At 48.5% G+C, this 22429-nt stretch carries 16 protein-coding genes; 4 read left to right on the top strand and 12 right to left on the bottom strand.

What is annotated here, in order from left to right; all coding sequences use genetic code 11:
- Window positions 1-153: 153 nt before the first annotated feature.
- Window positions 154-1236: a hypothetical protein gene (locus tag GGU45_RS15795; RefSeq protein ID WP_435226336.1), complete on the bottom strand. Its 1083-nt coding sequence runs from the start codon at window positions 1234-1236 to the stop codon at window positions 154-156.
- A 232-nt stretch (window positions 1237-1468) separates the two neighbouring features.
- Here GGU45_RS15795 and GGU45_RS15790 point away from each other — a divergent pair, with 232 nt between their 5' ends.
- Window positions 1469-1645, top strand: coding sequence for a type II toxin-antitoxin system ParD family antitoxin (locus GGU45_RS15790; RefSeq protein ID WP_435226334.1), 177 nt, complete (start codon window positions 1469-1471; stop codon window positions 1643-1645).
- On the opposite strand, the gene GGU45_RS15785 is transcribed toward GGU45_RS15790, so the two are convergent.
- The 3 genes from GGU45_RS15785 to GGU45_RS15775 all read right to left on the bottom strand — a co-directional run bounded on the left by GGU45_RS15785 (window position 1603) and on the right by GGU45_RS15775 (window position 7869).
- Window positions 1603-3048 carry an ATP-binding protein gene (locus GGU45_RS15785; RefSeq protein ID WP_435226332.1) on the bottom strand — a complete coding sequence of 482 codons (1446 nt, stop codon included), beginning with the start codon at window positions 3046-3048 and terminating at the stop codon, window positions 1603-1605. The genes GGU45_RS15790 and GGU45_RS15785 overlap by 43 nt on opposite strands.
- Before the next feature lie 148 nt (window positions 3049-3196).
- Window positions 3197-5809, bottom strand: a complete 2613-nt coding sequence (locus GGU45_RS15780) for a CHAT domain-containing protein (protein WP_435226331.1) — start codon at window positions 5807-5809, stop codon at window positions 3197-3199.
- A gap of 71 nt (window positions 5810-5880) precedes the next feature.
- On the bottom strand, window positions 5881-7869 hold the full coding sequence (locus GGU45_RS15775; RefSeq protein WP_492226444.1) for a DUF7849 domain-containing protein: 1989 nt from the start codon (window positions 7867-7869) through the stop codon (window positions 5881-5883).
- A 158-nt stretch (window positions 7870-8027) separates the two neighbouring features.
- On the opposite strand from GGU45_RS15775, the gene GGU45_RS15770 reads away from it, so the two are divergent.
- Both GGU45_RS15770 and GGU45_RS15765 read left to right on the top strand, forming a co-directional pair.
- The gene (locus tag GGU45_RS15770; protein WP_435226326.1) at window positions 8028-8585 is read left to right on the top strand and encodes an RNA polymerase sigma factor; all 558 of its coding nucleotides are present in this window, start codon (window positions 8028-8030) and stop codon (window positions 8583-8585) included.
- Window positions 8582-9298, top strand: a complete 717-nt coding sequence (locus GGU45_RS15765; protein WP_435226324.1) for a tetratricopeptide repeat protein — start codon at window positions 8582-8584, stop codon at window positions 9296-9298. Before GGU45_RS15770 ends, GGU45_RS15765 begins: the two co-directional genes overlap by 4 nt.
- Before the next feature lie 9 nt (window positions 9299-9307).
- On the opposite strand, the gene GGU45_RS15760 is transcribed toward GGU45_RS15765, so the two are convergent.
- The 7 genes from GGU45_RS15760 to GGU45_RS15730 are packed head-to-tail and all read right to left on the bottom strand — an operon-like array spanning window position 9308 to window position 20800.
- On the bottom strand, window positions 9308-10054 hold the full coding sequence (locus tag GGU45_RS15760) for a glycosyl hydrolase family 28 protein (RefSeq protein ID WP_435226323.1): 747 nt from the start codon (window positions 10052-10054) through the stop codon (window positions 9308-9310).
- Between the two features lie 23 nt (window positions 10055-10077).
- On the bottom strand, window positions 10078-11562 hold the full coding sequence (locus tag GGU45_RS15755; protein ID WP_435226321.1) for a glycoside hydrolase family 28 protein: 1485 nt from the start codon (window positions 11560-11562) through the stop codon (window positions 10078-10080).
- Between the two features lie 7 nt (window positions 11563-11569).
- Window positions 11570-14416, bottom strand: a complete 2847-nt coding sequence (locus tag GGU45_RS15750) for a glycosyl hydrolase (RefSeq protein WP_435226319.1) — start codon at window positions 14414-14416, stop codon at window positions 11570-11572.
- A complete protein-coding gene (locus tag GGU45_RS15745) occupies window positions 14406-15254 on the bottom strand; it encodes a sugar phosphate isomerase/epimerase (protein WP_435226317.1) in 849 nt (282 codons plus the stop codon). Before GGU45_RS15745 ends, GGU45_RS15750 begins: the two co-directional genes overlap by 11 nt.
- Before the next feature lie 6 nt (window positions 15255-15260).
- Window positions 15261-16076 (bottom strand): phytanoyl-CoA dioxygenase family protein, encoded by an 816-nt coding sequence (locus GGU45_RS15740; protein ID WP_435226315.1) that lies wholly within the window; start codon window positions 16074-16076, stop codon window positions 15261-15263.
- A gap of 17 nt (window positions 16077-16093) precedes the next feature.
- Window positions 16094-17659, bottom strand: coding sequence for a RagB/SusD family nutrient uptake outer membrane protein (locus GGU45_RS15735; RefSeq protein ID WP_435226314.1), 1566 nt, complete (start codon window positions 17657-17659; stop codon window positions 16094-16096).
- Window positions 17660-17677: 18 nt separating this feature from the next.
- Window positions 17678-20800 (bottom strand): SusC/RagA family TonB-linked outer membrane protein, encoded by a 3123-nt coding sequence (locus GGU45_RS15730; RefSeq protein ID WP_435226312.1) that lies wholly within the window; start codon window positions 20798-20800, stop codon window positions 17678-17680.
- A gap of 323 nt (window positions 20801-21123) precedes the next feature.
- Here GGU45_RS15730 and GGU45_RS15725 point away from each other — a divergent pair, with 323 nt between their 5' ends.
- Window positions 21124-22008, top strand: coding sequence for a helix-turn-helix transcriptional regulator (locus GGU45_RS15725; RefSeq protein ID WP_435226311.1), 885 nt, complete (start codon window positions 21124-21126; stop codon window positions 22006-22008).
- Between the two features lie 136 nt (window positions 22009-22144).
- Here the strand turns inward: GGU45_RS15725 and GGU45_RS15720 are convergent, their stop codons facing one another.
- Complete coding sequence (locus GGU45_RS15720) at window positions 22145-22423, bottom strand: hypothetical protein (protein WP_435226309.1); 279 nt, start codon at window positions 22421-22423, stop codon at window positions 22145-22147.
- Between the last annotated feature and the right edge of the window lie 6 nt (window positions 22424-22429).

Here is a 22429-nt window from a genome sequence, read left to right as displayed (position 1 = left end):
CCGTTGGACATCAACTAATTGCAGTTTTTAACAAGTGTTTTTTGTGAGGCGAGGATATTTATCCAGGTTTCCATACCTGTAGCAATAAAAAAGAGGCTGTCAAAACAGCCTCCGAAAGGTACAGTATTTATTGAAAGGGTTGTTTGAAACCATTTATTTCGTATTCATCTGCTGTATCAGCTGCAGCAATTGTGTTTCGGACACTTCCTGCAGGTTAAAATGGATCCCCATGAAATTCTTTCCGGCATCGGGGGTAATAGTAACATCCCGCATTTCCGCATAAAATTTACCGTTCACCACGCTCATGGCCAGGAAGGTTCCGCTGGCCCCGATGGGGATACTGTTTTGATAGCTCAGCAATCCTTCTTTTCCGGTAATGGGGTGAAAGATGGGGTTATACAATTTGACCATAGTATTTACACCCGACACTTTAAAGAACAATTCGGTGGGATCCTGACCAGAGTAATTATTGCCGGTTTTGATGTTGAATTTGTCGCCAAAATAACCCAGTACGGTTGTTTTAGGGGTCGTAATGCTGTAAAGAGCATCACAGTTTCTCCAGTCGCCCAGGGCATCCAGCGGAAAGTAGGTAGCGGCTGCATTGCCCGCCCCAAAAGAACCGGGGATCTGTGTCCATGCCATTCCTTTCCTGATGGTATAGGTTTCCGTAATGGTGGTGTAAACATTCTCATGGTTGTAGCCGCTGTATTCTGTGCTCACGGTTGTATCTCCATCCCACATAGGAATTTCGCGGTTAGCGCCGTTTGCACCGGCGGCGGGGATGGGCACCTGAACATTGGGAGGCTTTTGCTGAGGATTCAATGCCAGCTGCTGTCCGCCCTGTTCAGCAGTCACCATGGCTTCTCCAAAAGTTTCCAGGATTTTTCCTTCGGCGGTGAATGCAGGCTTATCGCCCAGGATCATTTCACTGGCTTTGATAAACACCCGGGCGCCTACCGTTACGTTGCCCGTTGCTATTGCTCCTCCGGGTTTTACAAAGGCATTGGGGCCAAAACTGATCTTAGTGCCGTTCTGCAAGGTAACGGTACTACCGGCACCAGCATCCACCGTAAACTTTTCCACAGCAGGTTCGTGCGCCTTAAAAAAGCGGTTCATTTTTTCTACATCCTTCTGATAAGCGCTTTGCGGGTCAATAGGCATATTGTCTTTTTTGCAGGCAAACAGGAAAACGGCCAATGACAATAACGCCAGCAGGGGAGTCATATTCTTTTTCATAAAACATTGTTTTTAAAAATTAAAAAAGAGGGTTCTGCCTGTATATCAACAGAAGGAAAGAACTGTTACCCCGGGAAGAAAAAAATTTGTGCAGACGTTGAAGGTCCCGCTTGCGCAGGCCTCCCGGGCGGTGCAGGTTGAAATGAAGCAACAATAAACAGTCGAAATCCTGGGGCCGTCTTAAATTTTGAATAAATACCAGGAATTGGTACATTGAACAAAGCGTTTGACAATGGCAAAAAACACTTCAATTCCATTAGGAGATCACTTCGATAATTTCATTAATTATCAAATTCAAAATGGGCGTTTTTCATCTGCAAGCGAGGTTGTAAGGACTACTTTACGTCTTTTTGAACAAGAGGAAAATCAATCTTCTTTTTGCTTTAGTGTATTGACACCAACGACGTAAGCATATACCGAAGCCGGAAAATAGGCAAGCTGGATATCATTTACCCTATTTTGCTGCTCCTTATCGATAGTGGTTACCACCGCTGCGCTTAGGTTATTAGCGCTGCAAAATTCTAAAACGCTTTTCAGTTCGTTGGGCTTACCCACATACCGGTTGCTCCATTTTATTTCTATAGCCCACAAGGGCTTTTGATGCAGGTTGTCAAGATTTACTAAATCCACTTCTCCTTCGCTGCGTCCCTGTTTCCAGCGGGCATAACGCAGGTTCAGATTACCCCGATGCATCCATTGGGCTATGATGGCTGTTTCCACCATATTGCCTGCTTCGTCATCGGTGGGTACGATGGGTGAAAATAACGCAGTACGCAATGATGGATTGGTTAAGTAAATTTTATAGGCTGTAATGCGTTTGAAAGTACTGGCTTTTTCATCTACCTTATGCAATACTTTTATCAGAAATGCCGATTCCAGGTATTCCAGGTACCGTTTAAGCAGGCCCTTATCCAGCCCGCTTTCCTTGCTTAGTTTTTCGGGTGAAAACTCTTTGCCGGAATGATAGGCAAGATGTGCGAAAAAACGATAGAGCTCCTGCACATCCTTTATGCCATACAATGCGGGCAAATCTCTCAGTAATACTTTATCAATAATATCATTCCGAATAAACCGGGACATATTAGCCCTGATGCCGTCTGCAAAAATCACTTCCGGATAGCCGCCGTAATTGATATACTGAAAAAACAATTCATTTAGCTGTTTTATATCTACCGCAGAATAAAATGGCTGTTTTTGATTTCCATACAGCACTTCGGTTGGCTTTAATAAATGGGTCAGGTTTTGAAGGTGCAAAAACTCCTGGAACGTTAGGGGCGGCAACAAAAAATCGGTAAACCTTCCCGCACCGCTCTCCGTGCTTTTTGCCTGAAGCGCGGCAGCGGCAGAACCGGTAACCACAAATTTTGTTTTGGGATAGCTGTCTACCATTATCTTCAAATGCCGCTCCCAGTCCCGCAGGTACTGTATCTCGTCAAAAAATACGAAACAGTCCTCCGGCGCATCGCCTCCGGAAGCCAGCACGCATTGTTGTAATAACTCTTCTAATGGAAGATTGATATAAACAGGATTATCTATCCCTATATAAAATACCTTTCTGGCCACTGCTACCTTTTCTGCTACCAGGGTATCAATAGCATGATGCATCATTACGGTTTTCCCCACCCGCCGCGGGCCCACTACTATTACTGCTCTTTTTACGGACCGGTCCGCTACCAGGGAATAAAACTGTTTGAAATAAAGCCGTTTGGGCAATTCTTTCATCTCAGAAGCAGGCGTGGCAGTTTCCCACCAGGGGTTTTCGAACTGAAGGCGCTCCTGTATCTTCTCTGTAGGAATAGTATATGAATTCACAGAAGTTTTATTTATTTTACCTAAAATTAAAAAATAAACAGCAAATTATACCCTTATTTTTACAAAAAGTGTAAAATAGGTAAAATAAACCTCCTTCATGAATACTATTTTGCAGCTCCGCTCACAATCCTCCGCGGGTCCTACGGGGTTATAACAGCTTTCTTTTCCGGAGAACATACGTAACCGCAACAACCGCACCGGCAATGAGCAGCAATGATAAAAGGATGGCGGACGATCTCTTTTGCCGGATCATCAGTGGCTGGTTATTGCCCTGGTAAAAGTAAGCGGCCCAGTAAAGAGGGTTTTGCGCTGCCGCGGTGGGGTGTTTTTTCAGGTAGGCGGCTCTTGCTTTTTGAAGCGCTGCAGCCGGGTCAGTTTCTGCACACAGGGCGCTGTAAAATTCCCGTATGAGCTCACCCGATGCTGCATCATCCACCTCCCAGCGGGAGGAGAGCACTCCATCCACACCCTTACTCAGCAGTACCCTGCCAAGGCTCTGCATGCCTTCTCCCTGATGCAGGACGCCGGAGCCCGTTTCGCAGGCGGCCAGTACTACCAGGGGCGATCGTGTGGTGATATACTGGAGCGCCCCCAGGTAGAGCTTGTTTTTTAAAACCAGGTAAGGTTGTTTTTCTGCGGGGTTGGCCACAGCATGCGATGCCAGGTGAATAATATTTCCGGTATTCAATGCGGCCATAAAAGCGGAATCCGTAGTGCCTCCGGCGTAATATTGCCGCGTAACAAACTGCTGCGCCAGGAAGGAACGCTCTTTTTCAGACTGTGGTAATGCCGGAAAGCCCAGGTGCGGCTTTTCAAAACTAAAAACAGTTACCGGCTTGGGCGCATGGCTCATGGGTGGGGGGAACGCATTTTGCAGGAATGTAAAACTATAGCTGATGGATGTGGATGCCCCCCAGTAACGGGGCTTACCGGGGGCGGTGCAAAGTGCCTCAAACGGCAGGCCGTGCAGTTCCCTGTCCGGCGAAACCAGTACGGCCGGAAGCGTGCCCTGCAGCCAGGGGTTCCAGGTATTCAGCAGTCCGAACGATTGCTGATAGTAAGCACCCGGATCCCGGTTAAATGCAGTGGTACCGGTGTAAAAGTAGGTTTGCATAAACCTGTTCAACACTTTTAAATGCGCCTGTGTATTGGTATCCAGCCGGTGCCGGAAAACGCCATTTTGTATATGGATGATATACGAATAGCTATCCCCCAGGTAATAACTGATGATGGCCTTGCTTCGGGTGGTTCTGCGAACCCAGTTATTAAATACATTATAGGAGGGTAATTTCAGCAGGGTAATACTTTCCCGTTCTTTAAGATTGAGCTCAAACTCCAGCCGCTGAATATTTTGCCGGATCTGCTGCTTATAGATTCCTTCCGGTGTTTCGGCCAGCAACACGTACAAAGAGCGCAGCTGATCCACCCATTTTTTGTTGCCGGCAAGCAGCGCATCCTGTTGCCAGTGAGCGGTTCTCCGCTGCTCATTGATGAGTATGCGCCCTTTGGAGAGCTCCGTAAGCCATAGCGCTTTAATCAGGTACTCCGGATCGCGGTACTGGTCAAACAGCTGGTGATACAATGCAATAGCGGTTTCCGAATATTTTTTATTGGCATAGGCTGCCGTATGACTGTTGAGGGATGAAGGCAGCAGCTGTTCCGTATAGTAATCGTTCAGTACCGCTTTTTCAAACCAACGGGCGGCCTCTGCCTGATCTTTGTACAATAATGCAGTAGCCACGCCAAAAAGGGCCGTGGTCACTTTAAAATCGGGGAACAGCCCGTTTTCATTCAGCCGGAAATAATGCAATGCTTTGTTGTGCCAGGCAAGGGCGCTATCGGGCTGCCGCATCAGCAGGTAAGCGTTGCCAGTTTCAATGGCCGTCTCTACTCTTAACTCAATATTGTCTGCAGCCACGTGTTTTTCGATTTCCTTCAGGTAATAAAGCGATGCGCGGTGCTGACCAGACAGGTTCAGCAAGCGGGCCCGGGCCAGGAATGTGGTCAACAGGGCGGTGGTGGGATCTGCCTGTCTTTTACCCAGCTGCAGGGCTTTTTGGTTCCATACCCGGGCACTGTCTGTATTGCCCGCTTCAATAAAATATTCGGCTTTTAAGTTATAAAGCGGCAGCGCATCAAGGCTTCCGGGGGATACGCTGCGGAGTCCCTGCGCAATGGCGTTTTGGAGGCCGGCATCATCGTGCATCCGGAAACAGGTGGTGGCCAGGTTCAGGTACAGGCCCGGTATAATGCCGGTGCGTTGGGCGGCAAGCGCTTCATTAATGGCACGCTGCTGAATGTAAATGGCCTTGGAAAAATCGCCCACCCGGGTATAGTTATTGCCCAGCGGTTTAGCAATATACTCTTCAAAATCCATCTCCTGCTTTAGCTCCGGATCCTGTTTGTATTGCTCATAAAAGGCATAGGCCTGCTCATACCAGTTAATAGATGCCGGTACCTGCCGCTGGGTTAGCAAATGCCAGCCGGTATTGATGAAGAACTGGTAGCAGGCTATCTTTTCTTCCCGGGTGCGCGGGGACCGCCACAAAGCATTTTTTAAAAAATCTTCGCGGCCAACCGCCAGTCCGGGGTCTGCATCCAGCTGGTCAAAAAGAAAATTGGCGCAGGCTTCCAGGTTGTCTTTTTGTTTTAGCTGATGGTAAATTGTTTCCAGGGAATCGGCCGGCGGCGCAGCGGAAAGGAGCATACCCGCAAACAGGACCATCAGCAGCCGGAATACCACTTTGCTTTTGGAAAACATGTTGCTGCAATTACCCATCGCTAAACCGGTATCATCGCAGAACAACGAGGCTCCCGAAGGCAATAGTGTGTCTAAAACCGCCATCCTGCGTAAAGGAACCCGTACCCGGTTTTTTTGTTGTTATAATAATACCGGACGCCCAGGTGGGGGCCGAGTTTTACTTTTCCCAACTGCAGATCGATAAAGGGCTGAAGCCGGATATTGGAAAAAGCTTTTATTTTTTCGTTACGTTCTCTTCTGTATACTTCCCCCGTAGTTCCGTTGGCTGATATTCCATAAAAAGTGAGACCGGTTTCCACATCGCCTCCCATATTTGCCGTAACACTGAGGCCGGCGCCTGCCGAAAAATAATTGCCAAAATTATGACGCAGCTGCACCGGAATCAGCTTTACCTGTGAAATACGGTTGATAGCAGTCGAGTCTACTTTATTATACACAATCTCTTTTTGCCTCTCTACAGGGATCACGCCCGCCCGCTCCTGAACATAATGGCCGGCATTGGTTTTAAGACCCTGCTTATAATAGAACTCCAGTTGTAAAAATGGCCGAAAAGGGGCCAGGGGCGCCAGCGCCAGGCCGGTTACCAGTCCATCACTTACCCGTTCCCTGCCCCAAGCTTTTTCAAAACCCGCCATTACAATGGGTGATATTCCTTTTTTAAACCGGCCCGTAGCATAATTGGTAAGTATCGGCTCATTCTTATCAAAATAAATGGCAGTACGGGCCTTAAAGGGCAGGGGGTCCAACCTTTTCTTTGTAACGATGAAAAATTCCATAAACCCCTTGGTGCTGTCCTTATCGTCTACGCCTTTTTGATTGGTACCGGGCAGGTAAATACCATGCAGGGTAAACAGCAATCCCTGTGCTTTTTTTTCCAGCTCCCAGCAGCCCAGCTTTTCTACCCCCACCTGGCATGGGGGACAAAACGGCGCCAGGTCCTTAACGGCCACTGTTTGCGGATCAAGATCCCCGGGCAGGGTAATATCCAGCGCAATCCTGCGCGCCGGCCCCTTGCCGGTATTTTGAAAACGTACCTTGTAGGTAAGTTCTTTGTGCTTGCCTAAAAAACGATAGCCCAGCCGGCCGCCTTTTAAATTCATTTTATTAGGATCATGTGAGTTAACCACCGGGATATTAAGGCGGTGCATAACGGGGTTCCCTTTTTTGGGAACATATACGCCCGTAACGGTTACGGTAGCATTGGTGTCGCGGATCATTTCCGGTGTTACTTTCAGTTCCGCAAGGGCAAAATGTGCTGCTCCCGGTGCGGTTTTTCCAAGGTCGATGGTGTAATTGCTTTTATATAACATCATCGTACTTAAAAAGGTGTTGGCTGCTTCCGCTGCATTCTGGACTCTTACTACTGATGAGGGCGGGCTGCCGCTTTCCGTGATCTTCAGCTGCCTCCCCGGCTCCAGGCCGGCCATCAGTCCCGGCGATCCGGAAACCACCAGGCTGTCGCCCTGGTTAAAAAAGCGGAAGCCTTTATTTTCACCTACGTTTTCAAAACAGGTTTGCTCAAACACTTTCTCATTTAAAAACAGGTACATCTTTCCCTCGTCCTCGGAGGTGCCGGTATTCTTCCAGCCGGCCAGCAATACCATGGTGTCATTGGGCTTTGCCATACAGTTATACTTCAGTTCAAAAACCCCGTTGGCTTTAAAAAAATCTTTTTCTGCGGTTGAAACGGATGCTACATTATTGTTATTTCCCCTGGCAGGCATTTTTATTTTTTTGCGGTCCGGTTTTTTACCATCGTCATAATTGTTTACAGCATATAAATACACATCATGCTCCTTTGCATCGGCATACCGGTGTGTTGGCGTCACCTCCGTACTGAAGTGTCCATCGCCAAAATCCCATAAATGCGTGTAAAAAGGCTCGGGGGCGCCGGGTATCTGTTTAAGCGCCGGCAAGGGCGCCGAAAAACGGATACCGGCCGAATCTGCAACGGCCCGGATGGAACTATCTGCCGGTGCTACTGCCTGGGCGCGTATTCCGTACCCCGTAAGCAGCATTCCAGACAAAATAAGTGCTGGTCTCAATTTTAGTTGCCACATACTCATAAATCAGCAGCGCTTTGCAATTGTTACCTCAGAGGGAAAATTTGAAAGGGGCCGCAAAAAACATGCTGCATGGTAAATATATTCAATATTTTTGAGAACCGGGAGTCACAAAGCTGCCGGACCAAACGGTTTATCATATTAATTTTAAGAGATTGCATACAGACCAACGGTATATTGAAGCACTGCGAAATAATGATGCGGCCCTGCTTTCCGAGATCTATCGTAAATATGCTCCGTCCATTGAGGCATACCTGCGTTCAAGGGGAGCCGATGCAGATGCCTGCGGTGATATTTTTCAGGAAGCGCTCATTGATATTTTTAAACTGGCCTCTGATGGCAAATTTGTACTCACCTGCCCCTTTGAAGCTTTTCTTTTACTGGTTTGTAAACGGAAATGGATCAACCAGATGAAGAAAAATTCCAGATCAGGGGTAACAAAAAGCCTGGATGAAGGATATCATTACCTGGAAGATGACACAGAAAGGGAGGCAGCCGCACACACGGCCCAGCTGGAGCAGGAGGCGCTTGTGATGACCCTTATGGAGCAGCTCAGTGAGCGCTGCAGGGAAATCATCAAAGCATCCTACCTCAGCGATTCGCAGCAGAAGCTGGCGGAACAACTGGGTGTAAGCTATGCCTACCTCCGGAAAAAGAAATCCATCTGCATGTCTGAATTAATTGAATTAGTCAATCATAACCGCACTCCATGAATCTGTATGAACAAATAGAAGCTTATACGTCGGGCACGCTTTCGCTCCAGGAGCGCACTGATTTTGAGCGGCAGCTGACGCAGGATCCCCAGGTAAAAAAAGCGTATGAGGATTGGCTTTACACCGAAGCGATCGTTCAAAAGCACGAAGCGGCCGAACAGCAGGTGCCGCAGTTAAGAGCACTATTGGAGCCGCTCACCGAGGCGCATTTTAATAGATCACCAACAGCCGTACAACGAACCGGCCGGGTAAAAAAAATGTTATTTGCAGCCATGGCGGTTGCGGCGGTCTTTATCCTGTTTATCCTTACTCCCGCCAGTATGGACCGTTACCCGGTTACCCCCATGCCCAATGTGGTAGTACGTGGCGCCACCGATCATGGCAAAGAGGGAGGAAAACTATTTAATGACGAACAATACCAGGCGGCCCTTCCCTATCTGAAGGCTGCCGCCGACAGTATGCCGGAAGATGTGATGGCCGCATTTTATTATGGCGTATGCCTGTTAAAAACGGAGCAGCCGGCCCTGGCATTGCCCATTTTTGAAAGACTGGTGCAAAGCAGTTCCGTATACCAGGAAGACAGCTATTTTTTTGCAGCACTCTGCGCCTATAAAACCGGCAACGGGGAACAAGCCAAAAAATATGCCGGCTCAGTTCACCCAGGCAATGTTTATTATAAAAATGCACAACGCATTCTAAAAAAGCTGGAATAACCAACGGCCCTATTCCTGTACGGTAAGCAATTTTCCTGAAGGATCAATGGTACGTTCAACCCGGATAGAAGCATTATTTTTTGCTCCACTAATACAGGGCTGCAGGGCCACATCTATGAACGTGTCTTTTATAACCACATTTTTTGATGCCGATAACCGGATACCCCCACTGCCGGGCAGCTTCCTGCTGCTGATATTTACCGTTTCTACCACCACATCATTACAGGCATCAAACACCTGGGCCTTGCCGCAGCCATTCCAAAGATTTACGGAATCGATCTTTACGTTGGAGCAATTGGTAAATCCCATAAGCGAAGGCGGTACAAAATCCTGCCGGCGCAGGTAGCCGCCCTGCTGCAATAGCGCCGCATTGGCCAGCAGGGCGCGACCGTTTCCTTCAATAACGCCTTTTCCGGAAATGCCGATGTTTTGCTGACCATCGGCGCAGATGATAGCCCTGATACGGCCGGCGCTGTTGTAATCGTATACGGAAGCTGCACCCACCAGCACGGCCCCTTCCTCCAGTTTTATGGTTACGTTCGATTTTAGCTGCACCCCTCCGGTCAGGTAGCGCCCTACATAAAACACCAGCCGGCCTCCGCCCTGCTCATGAATGAAATCAATGGCTTTTTGTATGGAGCGGGTATTGTTGGTAACACCATCGGACAGGATGCCGAACAGGGAGGCATTGTAGTCTTTTGCAGCAGTAAAAAACGGTAGCAGCACTGCCAACAGGATCAGTTTTAAGACGCGCATTTTGAACAACTTTAAAAATGAAATTATTTTAACCTTGTGGTATTATGTAAAAACAGCTGCCTTTTCTTTTTAGCACCGGGCTCCTCCACGGTTATTTTATCAAAGGCCGCCTGCTGTACATCATCAAATACAATGGCCGGGCGGTAATCGCTTTCTTTTGCCTTCAGGGTAATATTTTCAAAACGGATACCGGTAGCATGCCGCACATAAAACCCCCAGGCCGGCAGTTCTTTAAACTGCGAAAACTCAGGATACGCTCCGGGCATCTCCGGGATGCTATCCAGCTCGGCCTTGCTCAACCCGCGCCGGGCATAGTGCGGATTGCCTCCGCCGGGATAAACGATCTCTATGTTTTTGAGCGTTACGTCCTGTATTTTATATTGTGGCAACCCGATGATGCTTGATGGTGAAATGTTGCGGGGAAGATCTTCAATGGGCCCTTCATAGCTATAACCGGCATCCGGCTTGGTGGCCGGCACTTCTGCATACACATTGGAGATCCGTACATTTTTCATGTAGGGTTGCTTGCCGTTGCTCCAGCGGTCGCCGATGCGGAGATAAATTACATTGCCGGTATTAATGGATCGTACGCCATCCACTTCAATGTTCTCTATGAACCCGCCATCCACCGCGGCAAACGTAATAGCCGAACGATAGGTATCAAAGATCTTCAGATTGGTTACTTTAAAGTTCCGGAAACCACCGCGGGAAACCGTGCCAAACTTCAGCCCATTGGCGCTGGACCTTCCCGTGCAATTATCAACGATCACATTCTGACAAATCTTCGATGCATCGTGCGATTTGAAGCAGATGACATCATCTGCCGCATCAAAATACGAATTTTTAATCACCACACTATCGCAGTCTACCACATCAATTCCATCATTGTTCCAGTAGCTCTTGCTATCTACCCGGATGCTGTCTACATACAAATTCCGGCATTGATCGTAGGTCTGGTTCCAACTGGCGGGGTCTTTAAGGGTAATACCCGTAATGCGCACACGGGTACATTCACGAAAATAGATATTCTGCGGGCGGTTGGTTTCGTTTGGCCGGTCAAGTTTCAGCGGATCCGCTACCAGGCCTTTCTGGATATTACCCACCATATTGACCGCTGTAAGAAAACCACGCCCGTCAATCAGGCCTTCGCCGGTAATACCAATATTGTCCTGCTTTATGGCAAAAATCATGGATGTCCACCCGATGTATTTATTCTTTTCATAGTCAAACGGGTTGACGGATCCCAGCAGCACGGCGCCCTTTTTGAGATGGAGGGTTACATTGGATTTCAAAAAAATAGTGCCGGTAAGATATTTTCCTTCATCAAACACCAGCCGTCCACCCCCTTGTTCATGAATATAATCGATGGCTCCCTGTATAACGGCACTGTTCAGGCTTGCCCCATCGTTCTTCGCTCCAAAGCTAAGCACACTGTAGTCCTTTGCTGCAGCCATCAGCGAAAGACCGGAAAGGAGCATTGCTAAAAAAACATTCTTCTTACGCATCATTCAATATTTAAAATACGGTAACAGGTCCCAGCAATCCCATAGAGCGCATGGGCTGCGGTTTTCTTTTTCCATTTGTCCAGTATTGGGCCACGGCATTATCGGTAAGTGATTTCATATAATTGCCCATGGTGGTGGTTACCGCAATCTCAATGGTATTTTCACCCGGCCGTATCCAAGGCTGCAGATGAAACAGGTAGCGGCCAAACCAGCGCACTCCCAGGTCTTTTCCATTTAATTTCAGTTGGGCAATACCCAATACCGTTCCCAGGTCGATGTAAGAAGGTCCGTCTGCCGTTTTCAAAAGGGTATTCCTGTAAATAACGGTTCCGGCAAAACTCTGGTATCCGGGCATCGTGTTCAGGTCTTTTAAGCCCGTAAGGGTTATTGTTTTTACCGATCCGTCTATATGACGAAACTCAACGTTCCAGGGAGTATCCATTTCCGGGTATTGCCCTTCCGACTCCGGCACTTCCTTATATACAGGGCGTTTCCTTCTTGACTCTTTCTCAAAAACAAAGATCCGCATGTCGGCCGGATAGAGGGTCACGGTAATCTGCCGGTCGTTCTCCAGCCGGTAAAGCTCTCCGGTAACCGCATCCCAGTAATGCCCAAACCTTCCTTCGTAAATAGCCGCATCGGGCTCCACCGTTATTTTAAACGGATAGTTGGCGTTTGAGTTAAACACCAGCAGCATATCTGTGGTATCATTGGTATACCGCACCTGTTCAATAAAAGGGTTCCCATCCGTTATTGTAACATACGGCTTTATAGCATGTTGCTGTTGCAGCGCCCGGTACCATTCCCGGTAATTTTCTTCGGGATGTTCTGTAAAAATAAACCGGTCTTTAAAGGTTTGCAGTTCTTCCAGGATATTGCGCACCAGTTTTGTTTGCTCGTCTGCATTTAGCAGCCCTACCGATTTATCGGGCATGTTCTGCACACAGATCACTTTTCCGCCAGACTGCACAAACTGCAATAGTTTACGCGCGGTAACAGGCTCCAGGCTCTGTACGTGCACCAGGAAGAGGGTATGATATTTACGGGGGCCATACTCCAGGAATCCTTCTTTTATAATAGCGTTATTGATGATGGCATCCGAAACATAATCGCATCCGTTTCCCTGCTGCTGCATGGCTTCCCATATCAGAGATAGGTTAGCAGGATAGGTAAGCGAGGGAAAGGGTTCATTGGGCGCACCAAATTTTCCCCAGGAATCATACAGCGGCGGCAGAATGGCAATATCGGCAAACATGTCTGCATGCTGCAGGAGTGCTGACACACGTGCTTTATAGTCATTGATCCGCTTGAAGAAGGGCCAGTAGGTGTTGCGCTCATTCATAAAATTCCCGTAACGGATCCAGCCGGGAAAGGGTGCATTTTTGGGCGAATAGTTAAACCCGTGGTAAACAGAGTGAGTGATCCCGGTAATAAGGCTTTGGTCGGAGGCCAGTTTCAGCGTTTGCAGGGAGGCGTTAAACACCATATCGGTGTTGGTGGCTTCCTCGCAGGAAATCAGACGCTTGCCGGCAAGATGGGCCCCGGAGGAAACAAATTTATTGGCCATGGTGTAGGCCCGCCCGATGCGGTAATCCGTTTCGGGCATTTCTTCGCCGATTCCGTATTTGATCCAGGTTTCGCCTTCGGGCAGATCCATGCCCATGCTGGCTTCCAGCGGATGATAGCCCCTCCCGTAGGCCTGCGCCCTCGACAGGAGCCCGTTGCTCTTGCACCATTGCTGAAAGGGCGCTACAAAACGTTCTTCCAGGAGCTCCACTTTTGTACGGTCAAAATCGCAGCGTACCCTTTCAATTTTATCCTGGAACTCCGGTGTAAAGCGGGTTCCATAATTATAATCGTATACATTTCCCATGCCCCCTGTTTTATAAAAAATCAGCGGGAGATAGGGCATCAGGTCGTAGCCCCGGCGCTTTTTAAATGCATCGGCCATATCGGCCGTCCAGTTGGCGCCTTCCAGCTCCATGCTGTCTACAAACAGGGCGCGTACCCGGTTTTTTAAAGGCCCGATCCGCTGCCGGATCGCATCACTCATACGATGGAGGTATTTTTCAACAGCCGCCTTGTTAAAGTGGTTCAGTACCTGTCCGTTGGCGCCCGGTGCGCCATTGATCACCTCCAGGAAGGCCCGCGTTTTCAGCAGGGCGTAGATTGCATAATTCCCCCGCGGAACTTTTACTTTGATAAACCCGGATGCAATCTGGTCCGAAAGTTCCACCACTTCATCCAGCGATTTCATGGGGTCCGGCACCATAAATACCCGCTGTATTTCCAGCTTCCGGTGCGGATTGGGGCTGGTGGTTGCGGGATCGGCTTCCTTGATAAAATCGAGTAAGGGCGCTTCAAAATCCATCAGCCCTGTCACTTTTTTAACGCCAATGGTCATTACATCGGCGCACTCATCGCCCTGCAGGTATTCCGCACCAAATGGCCAACCGGAGCCTACGATCAGATCGCAGGTGAGTTCCAGTTTTTTTGCCTCCGTCAGGGTAAAATCCAGTACATCCACCCATTCATCGCTGAGCCAGGTGAGCGAGGGGATGCCCATATCATCCGTCCGCTGCGGAAATTTAATGGGGTTTATCTCCACCCCGCCAATACCGGCGTCTTTCAGCAATTTCAACTCCCGCAGCAGTTCCTCTTTTTCTACTTTATCCCCGTTCCACCACCAGCGTACAAAAGGCCGGTAAATGGTCTTCGGTGTTTTAAATAATGCATACAGCTGGTCTTTTGCAGCTGCCTGCACCTTGTTGTTTTGGAAAGCCCAGGCCATGTTCCCGTACATCAAAGCACCAGCCGTTAGCAGGCTGCCGCGTTCTAAAAAGGTTCTACGCTTCATGTTCTGTTTTATTATACCGTTTGTTCAAAAGATTTTTCACCCATAAGTTCAGTCTCCATTGCTCCTGCTGCAGGTTCACATTCCGGTTGGCCGGCGTGAGGTAGGGGGGCGGTCCAAATTCCGGCGTAATAGTGCTTTCTGCAAATCCCTGCTGCTGCCGGTACGCTACCCATTGATCCCAGATCTTCAGATGTTCGTTTAATGCAAGGGCATATTCCGGCAACGCCGGGTCAAATACCTGTGGCCCCTCCGTATGTCCTACCCGTGCATGCACATGAAAGGTTTGCCGGATAGCGGCCTGCACCGCAGCCTGCTGATCTTCGAGATAACTTTCGGAAACGCAGAACCAGTGCGATACGTCCAGCGTAAGACCCAGCTCCGGCACTTGTTTCAACACCGGGTACACCGTATGAGCGCCATAGGACCATTTATTACGATGGGTTTCCTGGTAGATGGCCGTGCCGGTTGCCTCCGCTACGGCTTGGCAAACCAGCAGGCATTGAAGGATCTGCGCATTGGTAAAATACTCGCGGCCGCATTGCACGCTGATAAACAGCGGCTGTTTTGTTGCCGTACGCAATGCCGCCAGCTGCAGCAGGTCATTTTTCAGCACGGTGAGGTAGGTTTCAAAATCTGCATACGCGCTGCTCACCTGCATCACAATGGAAAAATCGAGCTCCAGCTCCTCCAGCAATGAAAGAACCGTTGCGGGATCGCCCGGCTCACCAAAGGGGAACCATTCAATTCCTGCATAGCCGGCCTGTTTTACCGCTTTTAGAAAGGAAGTCCAATCCACCTGCTCCGCACCCCAGCGCGGACAAAGAAATCGTATGTTCAATACTATTTATTTATGATAGATCAAAGGGTTCTGCACCTCGTTGTTCAGTGAGTCGCCGATCGACAATGTTTTCAGGTAGGCCCCGGGTAAAATATTGGCTTCCCCGTTAAAAATGTTGCCATCGGGCATATAAGCGCAGGTCATAGCCCTGCGGTAACCGCTGGTCATATTGGCTCCGGCACCATGTATGGTAAGCCCGTTGTGAAAGGAACAGCTGCCGGCTTTCATTTTTGCACTAACAGCGTTTACTTTTCTGAACTGCGGATATACATCAAAAATGCCATCCATATTTTTGCCGATTCCTTTGTTCTCAAAAGTGGTTTCTTTAAATGACCCCGGTATAAAATACAGGCAACCGTTTTCGGGTGTGGCATCATCAAGGGCCACCCAGATGGAGAGCGCTTTGCGGTCGGAGAACGACCAGAAGGGCGTATCCAGGTGCCAGGAGGTGGGATTGGCCCAGGGTTTTTTAAACAGAGCCTGATCGTGCCAGATCCGGATGCCGTCCACGCCCGCCAGTTCTGCAGCCATTTTGCCAATGCGCTCATCCGTCATTATCTTTTTAACCCTTTCGTTGGTTTGCCACAGGTTCAATAGCTGGTCAAATACCTTGGAAAAATATTCCGCATCCTCGTTGATCCCATCGTCCATGCCTATTTTAATATCCTGGCCGGGGATCTTGATCCCGTTGCGTTCCGCTATGGCCTCCGTAACTGCCTGGCGCCATTCCTGCAATTCTTCCCGCGACAAAAAATCATCAATGACTACAAACCCGTTTTCCTGGTAGTATTGAACCTGCTCCTTCGATAATTCATTTTTCATTGTAATGTATTTGTGGATTAGTACCCGGAGTTTTGCGTTAATTTACTGTTCAGCTCTATTTCGTGCTGCGGAATGGGATACAACAAGCGGTCCTGTGTTACGGTAAACGACTGCGGCAACATATACGGATACGTTTGCTTTGCCGTAACGCCGTAAGCGGTCATCACCGGGATGGCTTGTCCGGTGCGGATCAGGTCCTGCCATCTCTTATTTTCGAAAGCCAGCTCCCTTCTTCTTTCCAGGGCTATTGCCGTGCGCAGACCGGCCTGCCCGGTAACAGTTATATTGTGATTGGTATTACCAAAGGCCCGTATCCGTACCTGGTTAAGATAGGGCAATGCATCGCCCGGCGCCCCGGTTTCATTTAAACAATCGGCCAGCATCAGCAGCACATCGCCGTAGCGATAGAGCGTCCAGTTCTGATCCGTATTCTGATTGGTATTGGGGTAGGGCGGAAAATAAAATTTCTTACAGAAATATTTGGCAGTAACCCCGGCGGGCGCTGTATAGTTTACGGCGCTTACAACCTTTGTCGGAACAAAGTCCTGCTTATCGTCAATGGTTCCTTCTACCACCCCCACGGAAGCATCAAACCTCGCATCACCCGGCTCAAAAATGGCCATCAGGTTGCCCGTAGGCACATTCCAGCCGCCATAGCCATTCACATTAAAGCTTACGCCCAGCAAAACCTTTGTAGAAGGCATGTTGGGAATAAAACGATAGATAAAAGCGCTGGATTGCCCGGTGGTTCCCGATTGGTATTGTACATCAAAGATTACTTCTTTGTTCTTGCTGGCTAACTCGTTGGCGGGGTCAAATATGGAGCCGAAACTGGTGAGCAGGGTATAGCCCATTTTTGTAACATCCTGCAGCAGCGGAAGGGCGCTGGCGTAATCTTTACGCTGCATATAAACGGCAGCCAGCTCTGTAAGCACCACGCCTTTATTCATCCTCCCGGTTTGCCCGTCTGCAAAGGAGGATGGGGCTAAAAGGTTCCCCGCATCCTTCAGGTCGCTGATTACCTGGCCGTATACCTCATCAGCTGTAGCCCTTGGAAGAAATGCATCGCCGTAGCCCAGCGTTTCATGTAAATAAAGGGGCACACCGCCAAAGTTGCGTACCAGGTCAAAATAATAATGTCCCCGCAATGCTTTGGCCTCGCCGGTGATCTGGTTTTTTAAAGAGTCGGACATGGTAGTATTGGCCGCCAGATGATCCAGCAGGGCATTGATCCGGTTAATACCGGTATATGCTGCCTGGTAGCGCACCTGGGTTACACCATTAGTAGCCTCATCCAGGAAGGTGGAAATATTTTCGCGGGCGGCATTTCCCCGGTCTTTTGCATAATAATCGTAGGTGGCATTGTCAGAGCGCATTTCATCCATCCAAAAGGCGTTATTGGCAATATCGCGCAATGATGTATAAGCCCCGGCTAATGCCTGCTGATAGTCGGCATCCGATTTATAAAAAACGCCTTCATTCAGATTCCCTTCCGGGTAAAGCGTCAGAAAATCTTTGGAACAGGAAGAAAATACGGCCGCAGCAAAAAGACAAAACCCGTAAATATATTTATTACTTTTCATGGTAAACTTCTTTAAGACTTAAAAACTGAAATTGGCTCCAATCATAACTGTACGGGGAATTGGGAAGGTGCTCAGGTCCTGACCGTAGGTTCCCGTAATATTATCCTTTGTGGAATTGGCCTCGGGGTTCATCCCGGAATAATGGGTAAAAACAAAGGCCTGCTGCACGCTGGCATAGATCCGGGCAGCCCGTACATATTTTAACAGGTTTTGCCGGAAGGTATATCCCAACGCTATATTCTTAATAGTAAAAAAGCTGCCGCTTTCTACCCAGGTCGAATTGGCCAGGCGATACAATTCGGTGCTGCCGCTGCGGGTACCCGGCACCAGGCCATTACCCGGGTTTTCCTCAGACCGCCATCTGTTGGCCATATCCTTTGCCACATTCATTACCCCATCGAGGTTTGTCCAGTCGGCCCGGTTTGCGTTCAGGATCTGGTTGCCTCCCTGACCATAGCCCACAATGTTGAGGTCGATGTTCTTGTAGCGGAAGGTATTCGTGATCCCAAAATTGTATTTGGGGTTGGGGTTGCCAATAAGGGTACGATCATCTGCCGTTATCCCGTTTTTGCCATCGATATCCTTCATCCGGGCCGATCCCAAAGCAGAGGTTGTATGCCTGGGCTGGCTATTCAGCTCGGCCTGTGTTTTATAGATGCCGTCAAACAAATAGCCATAAAACTGTCCAATAGGCTTCCCCTCTACCGAACGGTTGTACCCCGCGTAGGTGGTATTAACGCCAATAAATCTTGAATTAGGCGGCATATTGGCGGGAAGTTCAAGCAGCCGGTTTTTCAACAGGGATATATTAAAATCGGTCGTCCACTCAAAGGCACCCACCAGGTTGCGGGAGCTGATGGAGAACTCATGCCCCCACATTCTTAGTTTGCCAACATTCATCTGAACATTGCTGAACCCGGAAGCATAAGGCAGGTTAAGCAGGTAGAGCATATCGGTAGTAATCTTGCTGTAATAGTCGTAAGAGAACGTAATCCGGTCTTTCAGGAAATTGATATCGGCCCCGGCATCCACCTGTGCGGAGGCTTCCCAGGTAACATCCGGGTTGCCTAGCGTGGGGTTCAGCACAAATCCCGGTGTCAGCGTTCCTCCAAAAACATAATTGGAGGCGTTTACGTTCGTAACCATTGTGTAATTTCCGATGTTAAAATTCCCGGTTTTACCATAGCTGGCCCTTAGTTTTAAGAATGATACCACATCGTTTTGTTTAAAGAAACCTTCATCGCTAACAATCCAGCCGGCCGAAACAGAGGGGAAGCTGGCATATTTTACCGATGGCCCAAAGCGGGAAGATCCATCCCGGCGAAAAGTAGCCGTCAGCAGGTATTTACCTTTAAAATCATAATTCAACCGTCCAAAGGAAGAGGCCATGGACCAGGCCTCTTTATTGGTTGACCCGCCGTTGACGGCGGCTCCGGAGATCCAGTATATTTCATCATTGGCAAAATTTGAGCCGCTGATGCTCCGGTATTCCCTGTTCCATTTTTGAGCACTGTAACCCGCCATCAGGTCCAGGTGGTGCTCACTGAGCTTCAGATTATAGTTAAGGGTATTTTCATTCAGCCAGGACACATAATTATGGGAAAAATGACTCCCGGTCGAACTGGATGTAGGCCGGGGCACCGGCGTGGCTCCCAGTCCGATACCATACATGGTGCCCTGGTAGTTATCCTGCTGATAAGTACCCATGTCGCCGTTAATGGAAGACCGGAAATGAAGATTTTTCAAAAGCGCCACATCAAAATAGGCATTACCCAGCAGGCGGAGGGATTTAAAGCGCGCATCCGCCAGCAGCAACTGCTGCACCGGGTTGTTCAGATTCAGCATACCGAAAGAGCTCACATTGCTATTAAAAGTTCCGTCTGCATTGTAAATAGGTTTGAGGGGCGATGCGGCGGTAGCATTCGCAATAATCTGCCGGTTCCCGTCTGTATAGCTGCGGGTATTTTTTTCAAGCTGGTATGAAGGCGCCAGGTTGAGGCCGATCTTAAACCGCTCGCCGGGGCGGTATTCGGTATTTGACCGGAATGAAAATCGCTTCAGGTTGGTATTCAGCAGTACGCCATCCTGGTCAAAATAAGATAGGGTAGATGAGGATGAAAGCTTCTCGGTGCCTGAAGATAAATTTACCGAATAGTTTTGCATGGGAGCAGTACGCAGCAACGCATTGTACCAGTTGGTTCCGGCGCCATATTGGTCCGGGTTGGCATAGTCGGCGGGAATGCCTTTTGTATAAGCCTCATATTTTATTTTGTCTTCGTAAAGCCCTTTCATGTAGGTAGCAAATTCATGGGCATTCATCATATTGGGTCTGCCTTGCTGCGGAACCGTTTGCCATCCATAATAGGTATTAAAAGACACATTGGTACGGCCTACTTTTGCCTGTTTGGTGGTAATCAGGATCACTCCATTTCCGGCCCGGGAGCCATAGAGGGCGGCAGACGCGGCGTCTTTCAAAACAGTAAAGGTTTCGATATCATCGGGATTAATCAGGTTCATATCACCATTTCTTGTATCAGTACCCGACAGGATCTGGCCATCTACCACTACCAGCGGCTGGTAGCCACCGCTCAATGAGGCCGCTCCCCGGATGCGCATGTCAATACCCTGGCCCGGGCGGCCGTTGGCCATATTAATTTGTACTCCCGAAATACGCCCCTGAAGTTTTTGTCCAAATTCTGCAGCCGGTATATCCTGCGCTTTGGCGGCATTAAGGGTACTTACCGCACTGCTAATATCTTTTGCCAGCCGGGTACCATAGCTTACAACAATCACTTCGTTCATGTTATTATTGCCTTCTGTAAGCAGTACCGCTACCGGTTCATTTGAAGCCACCGGCACTTCCACGGTACCATAGCCTACCCGTGATATGACCAGGGTGACCGGCAATCGTGATCTTAAGCTGAAGTGTCCATTTTTGTCGGTGGTGGCGGCCACAATTTTCCCTTTTACATTAACAGAAGTGCCGGACAGGTCATCACCGGAGCGACTCAGTGTTACCACCCCCCGGATGGGGGCTTCGTTTTCCTGGGCCGTAGCCGTTTGCTGAAGCAAAAGCAGCAGCAGCAATAATACGCCCTGCCGGAGCGGCAACAATCTTTGTAGCAGTTTGTGAATCATCATAATTGGCTTGTTTAAATAATAAAAGCGAGCAATCGTAGTTTTGCTTAAAGGACAGACGCCCGGAAATAAATTTACATTTTCTGACTAATGCAAAAAATAAAATTTAGTGCCTGCACCCGAAATCCGGAACCTGGCTATGATTTACTGAAATTATTAATCGTTATTCTTTGTTCTAAAACTAATCCCTGCTGCACTGACTATGAACCGGATACCAGGTTGTCCTTAATGGCTTCTACCCCAAATTTACATTTCATCAAGCAAAAAAAACATACACTATCCCGTTTTTAATTTATACTTTTTGATATTTCATGTATTTTTAGTTAGTGAAGAATTTTCATAAATATCTTGCTAAAACAACCATCGAGGATAACTGGGGGCTTTATGTAACCACGGTGGGTTATACTAAAATCCGGCAGCACCAGCCCTACCCGTTAAGCGGGGAGCACCCCAGCACACACCTCTTTACCTGGAACAAAGGGCGTATCCTGAACGACTATTACATCGTATTTATATCGCAGGGAAGCGGTGTTTTTGAAACAGCACACCAGGCATCCAGCACGGTGCATGAAGGCAGTTGTTTCCTGCTGTTTCCCGGCACCTGGCATCGGTATAAACCTCTTTCAAAAATAGGATGGGAAGAGTATTGGATCGGCTTCAACGGCTATTATCCGCAACGGCTTATGAAGGCGGGTTTCTTCAGCAAAAAAGCTCCTGTAATCCACGTAGGCCTCAGGGAAGAACTGTTGTCCGTTTTTCACAACCTGATTGACACCATCAGGAACGCAACGCCGGGATACCATCAGCTCATTGCTGGTTTTGTGGTACAACTGCTTTCGCTGGTATATAATGCATCCATATATAAAAAGGAAAATACCGGTGATGCACTTCAATATATCTCCAAAGCAAAATTTCTGCTGCAGGAAGCACTGGAAAGCGACATCAGTATGACGCAGGTGGCCCAGCAACTCACCGTAAGTTATTCCAAATTCAGAAAGGACTTTAAAGCGGTTACAGGACTTTCGCCCAACCAGTACCACCTGGAACTGAGACTGGGAAAAGCCAGCGAACTGCTGCGCGCTACCAGCCTGCCGGTGCAGGAAATTGCCGACCAGACCGGCTTTGAGACCCTTTTTTATTTTTCCAGGATTTTTAAAAAGAAGTTCGGTCAGTCGCCAAAACATTACCGGGAGCTGCATCGCAGACCCTGACAGCAATATAAAATATTACATACCCAATTAAAATGCAAAGGGGGAGGGGCTTTCTGCCATGAAGCTCACGGGCAGCAACAGGACCACCGGTTTTACATTTAATATTTTTCATTGATCATTTTAAATTCCCGAAGAGCTACTGTTTCCAGTAGCGGCCAAACACGCCAATATAGGTTTCCTTGCGTGAGGGGGCTACCACATGGTTATCTTCGGTAACAGGATTGGTAACGTCCACATAGGTAGCCGTTACCAACGCATACAGGAATTTATCCTGATAATCCACCACGGGGGGCATTTGTGTACGGCTTACAGCCGGCTGCATCCATTTGATAAACCCGTCTTTGGAGGGCTTGGTAAAATAGGCCACCGCGATAATGCCCACAATGAATAATAAAATACCTCTTCTGAATTTCATATTTTT

It is taken from the genome of Niabella hirudinis, from assembly GCF_051201075.1.
GTDB lineage: Bacteria > Bacteroidota > Bacteroidia > Chitinophagales > Chitinophagaceae > Niabella > Niabella hirudinis.
The sequence above is the reverse complement of the archived record's forward strand: the minus strand, read 5'-3'. Positions and strand labels throughout refer to the sequence as shown.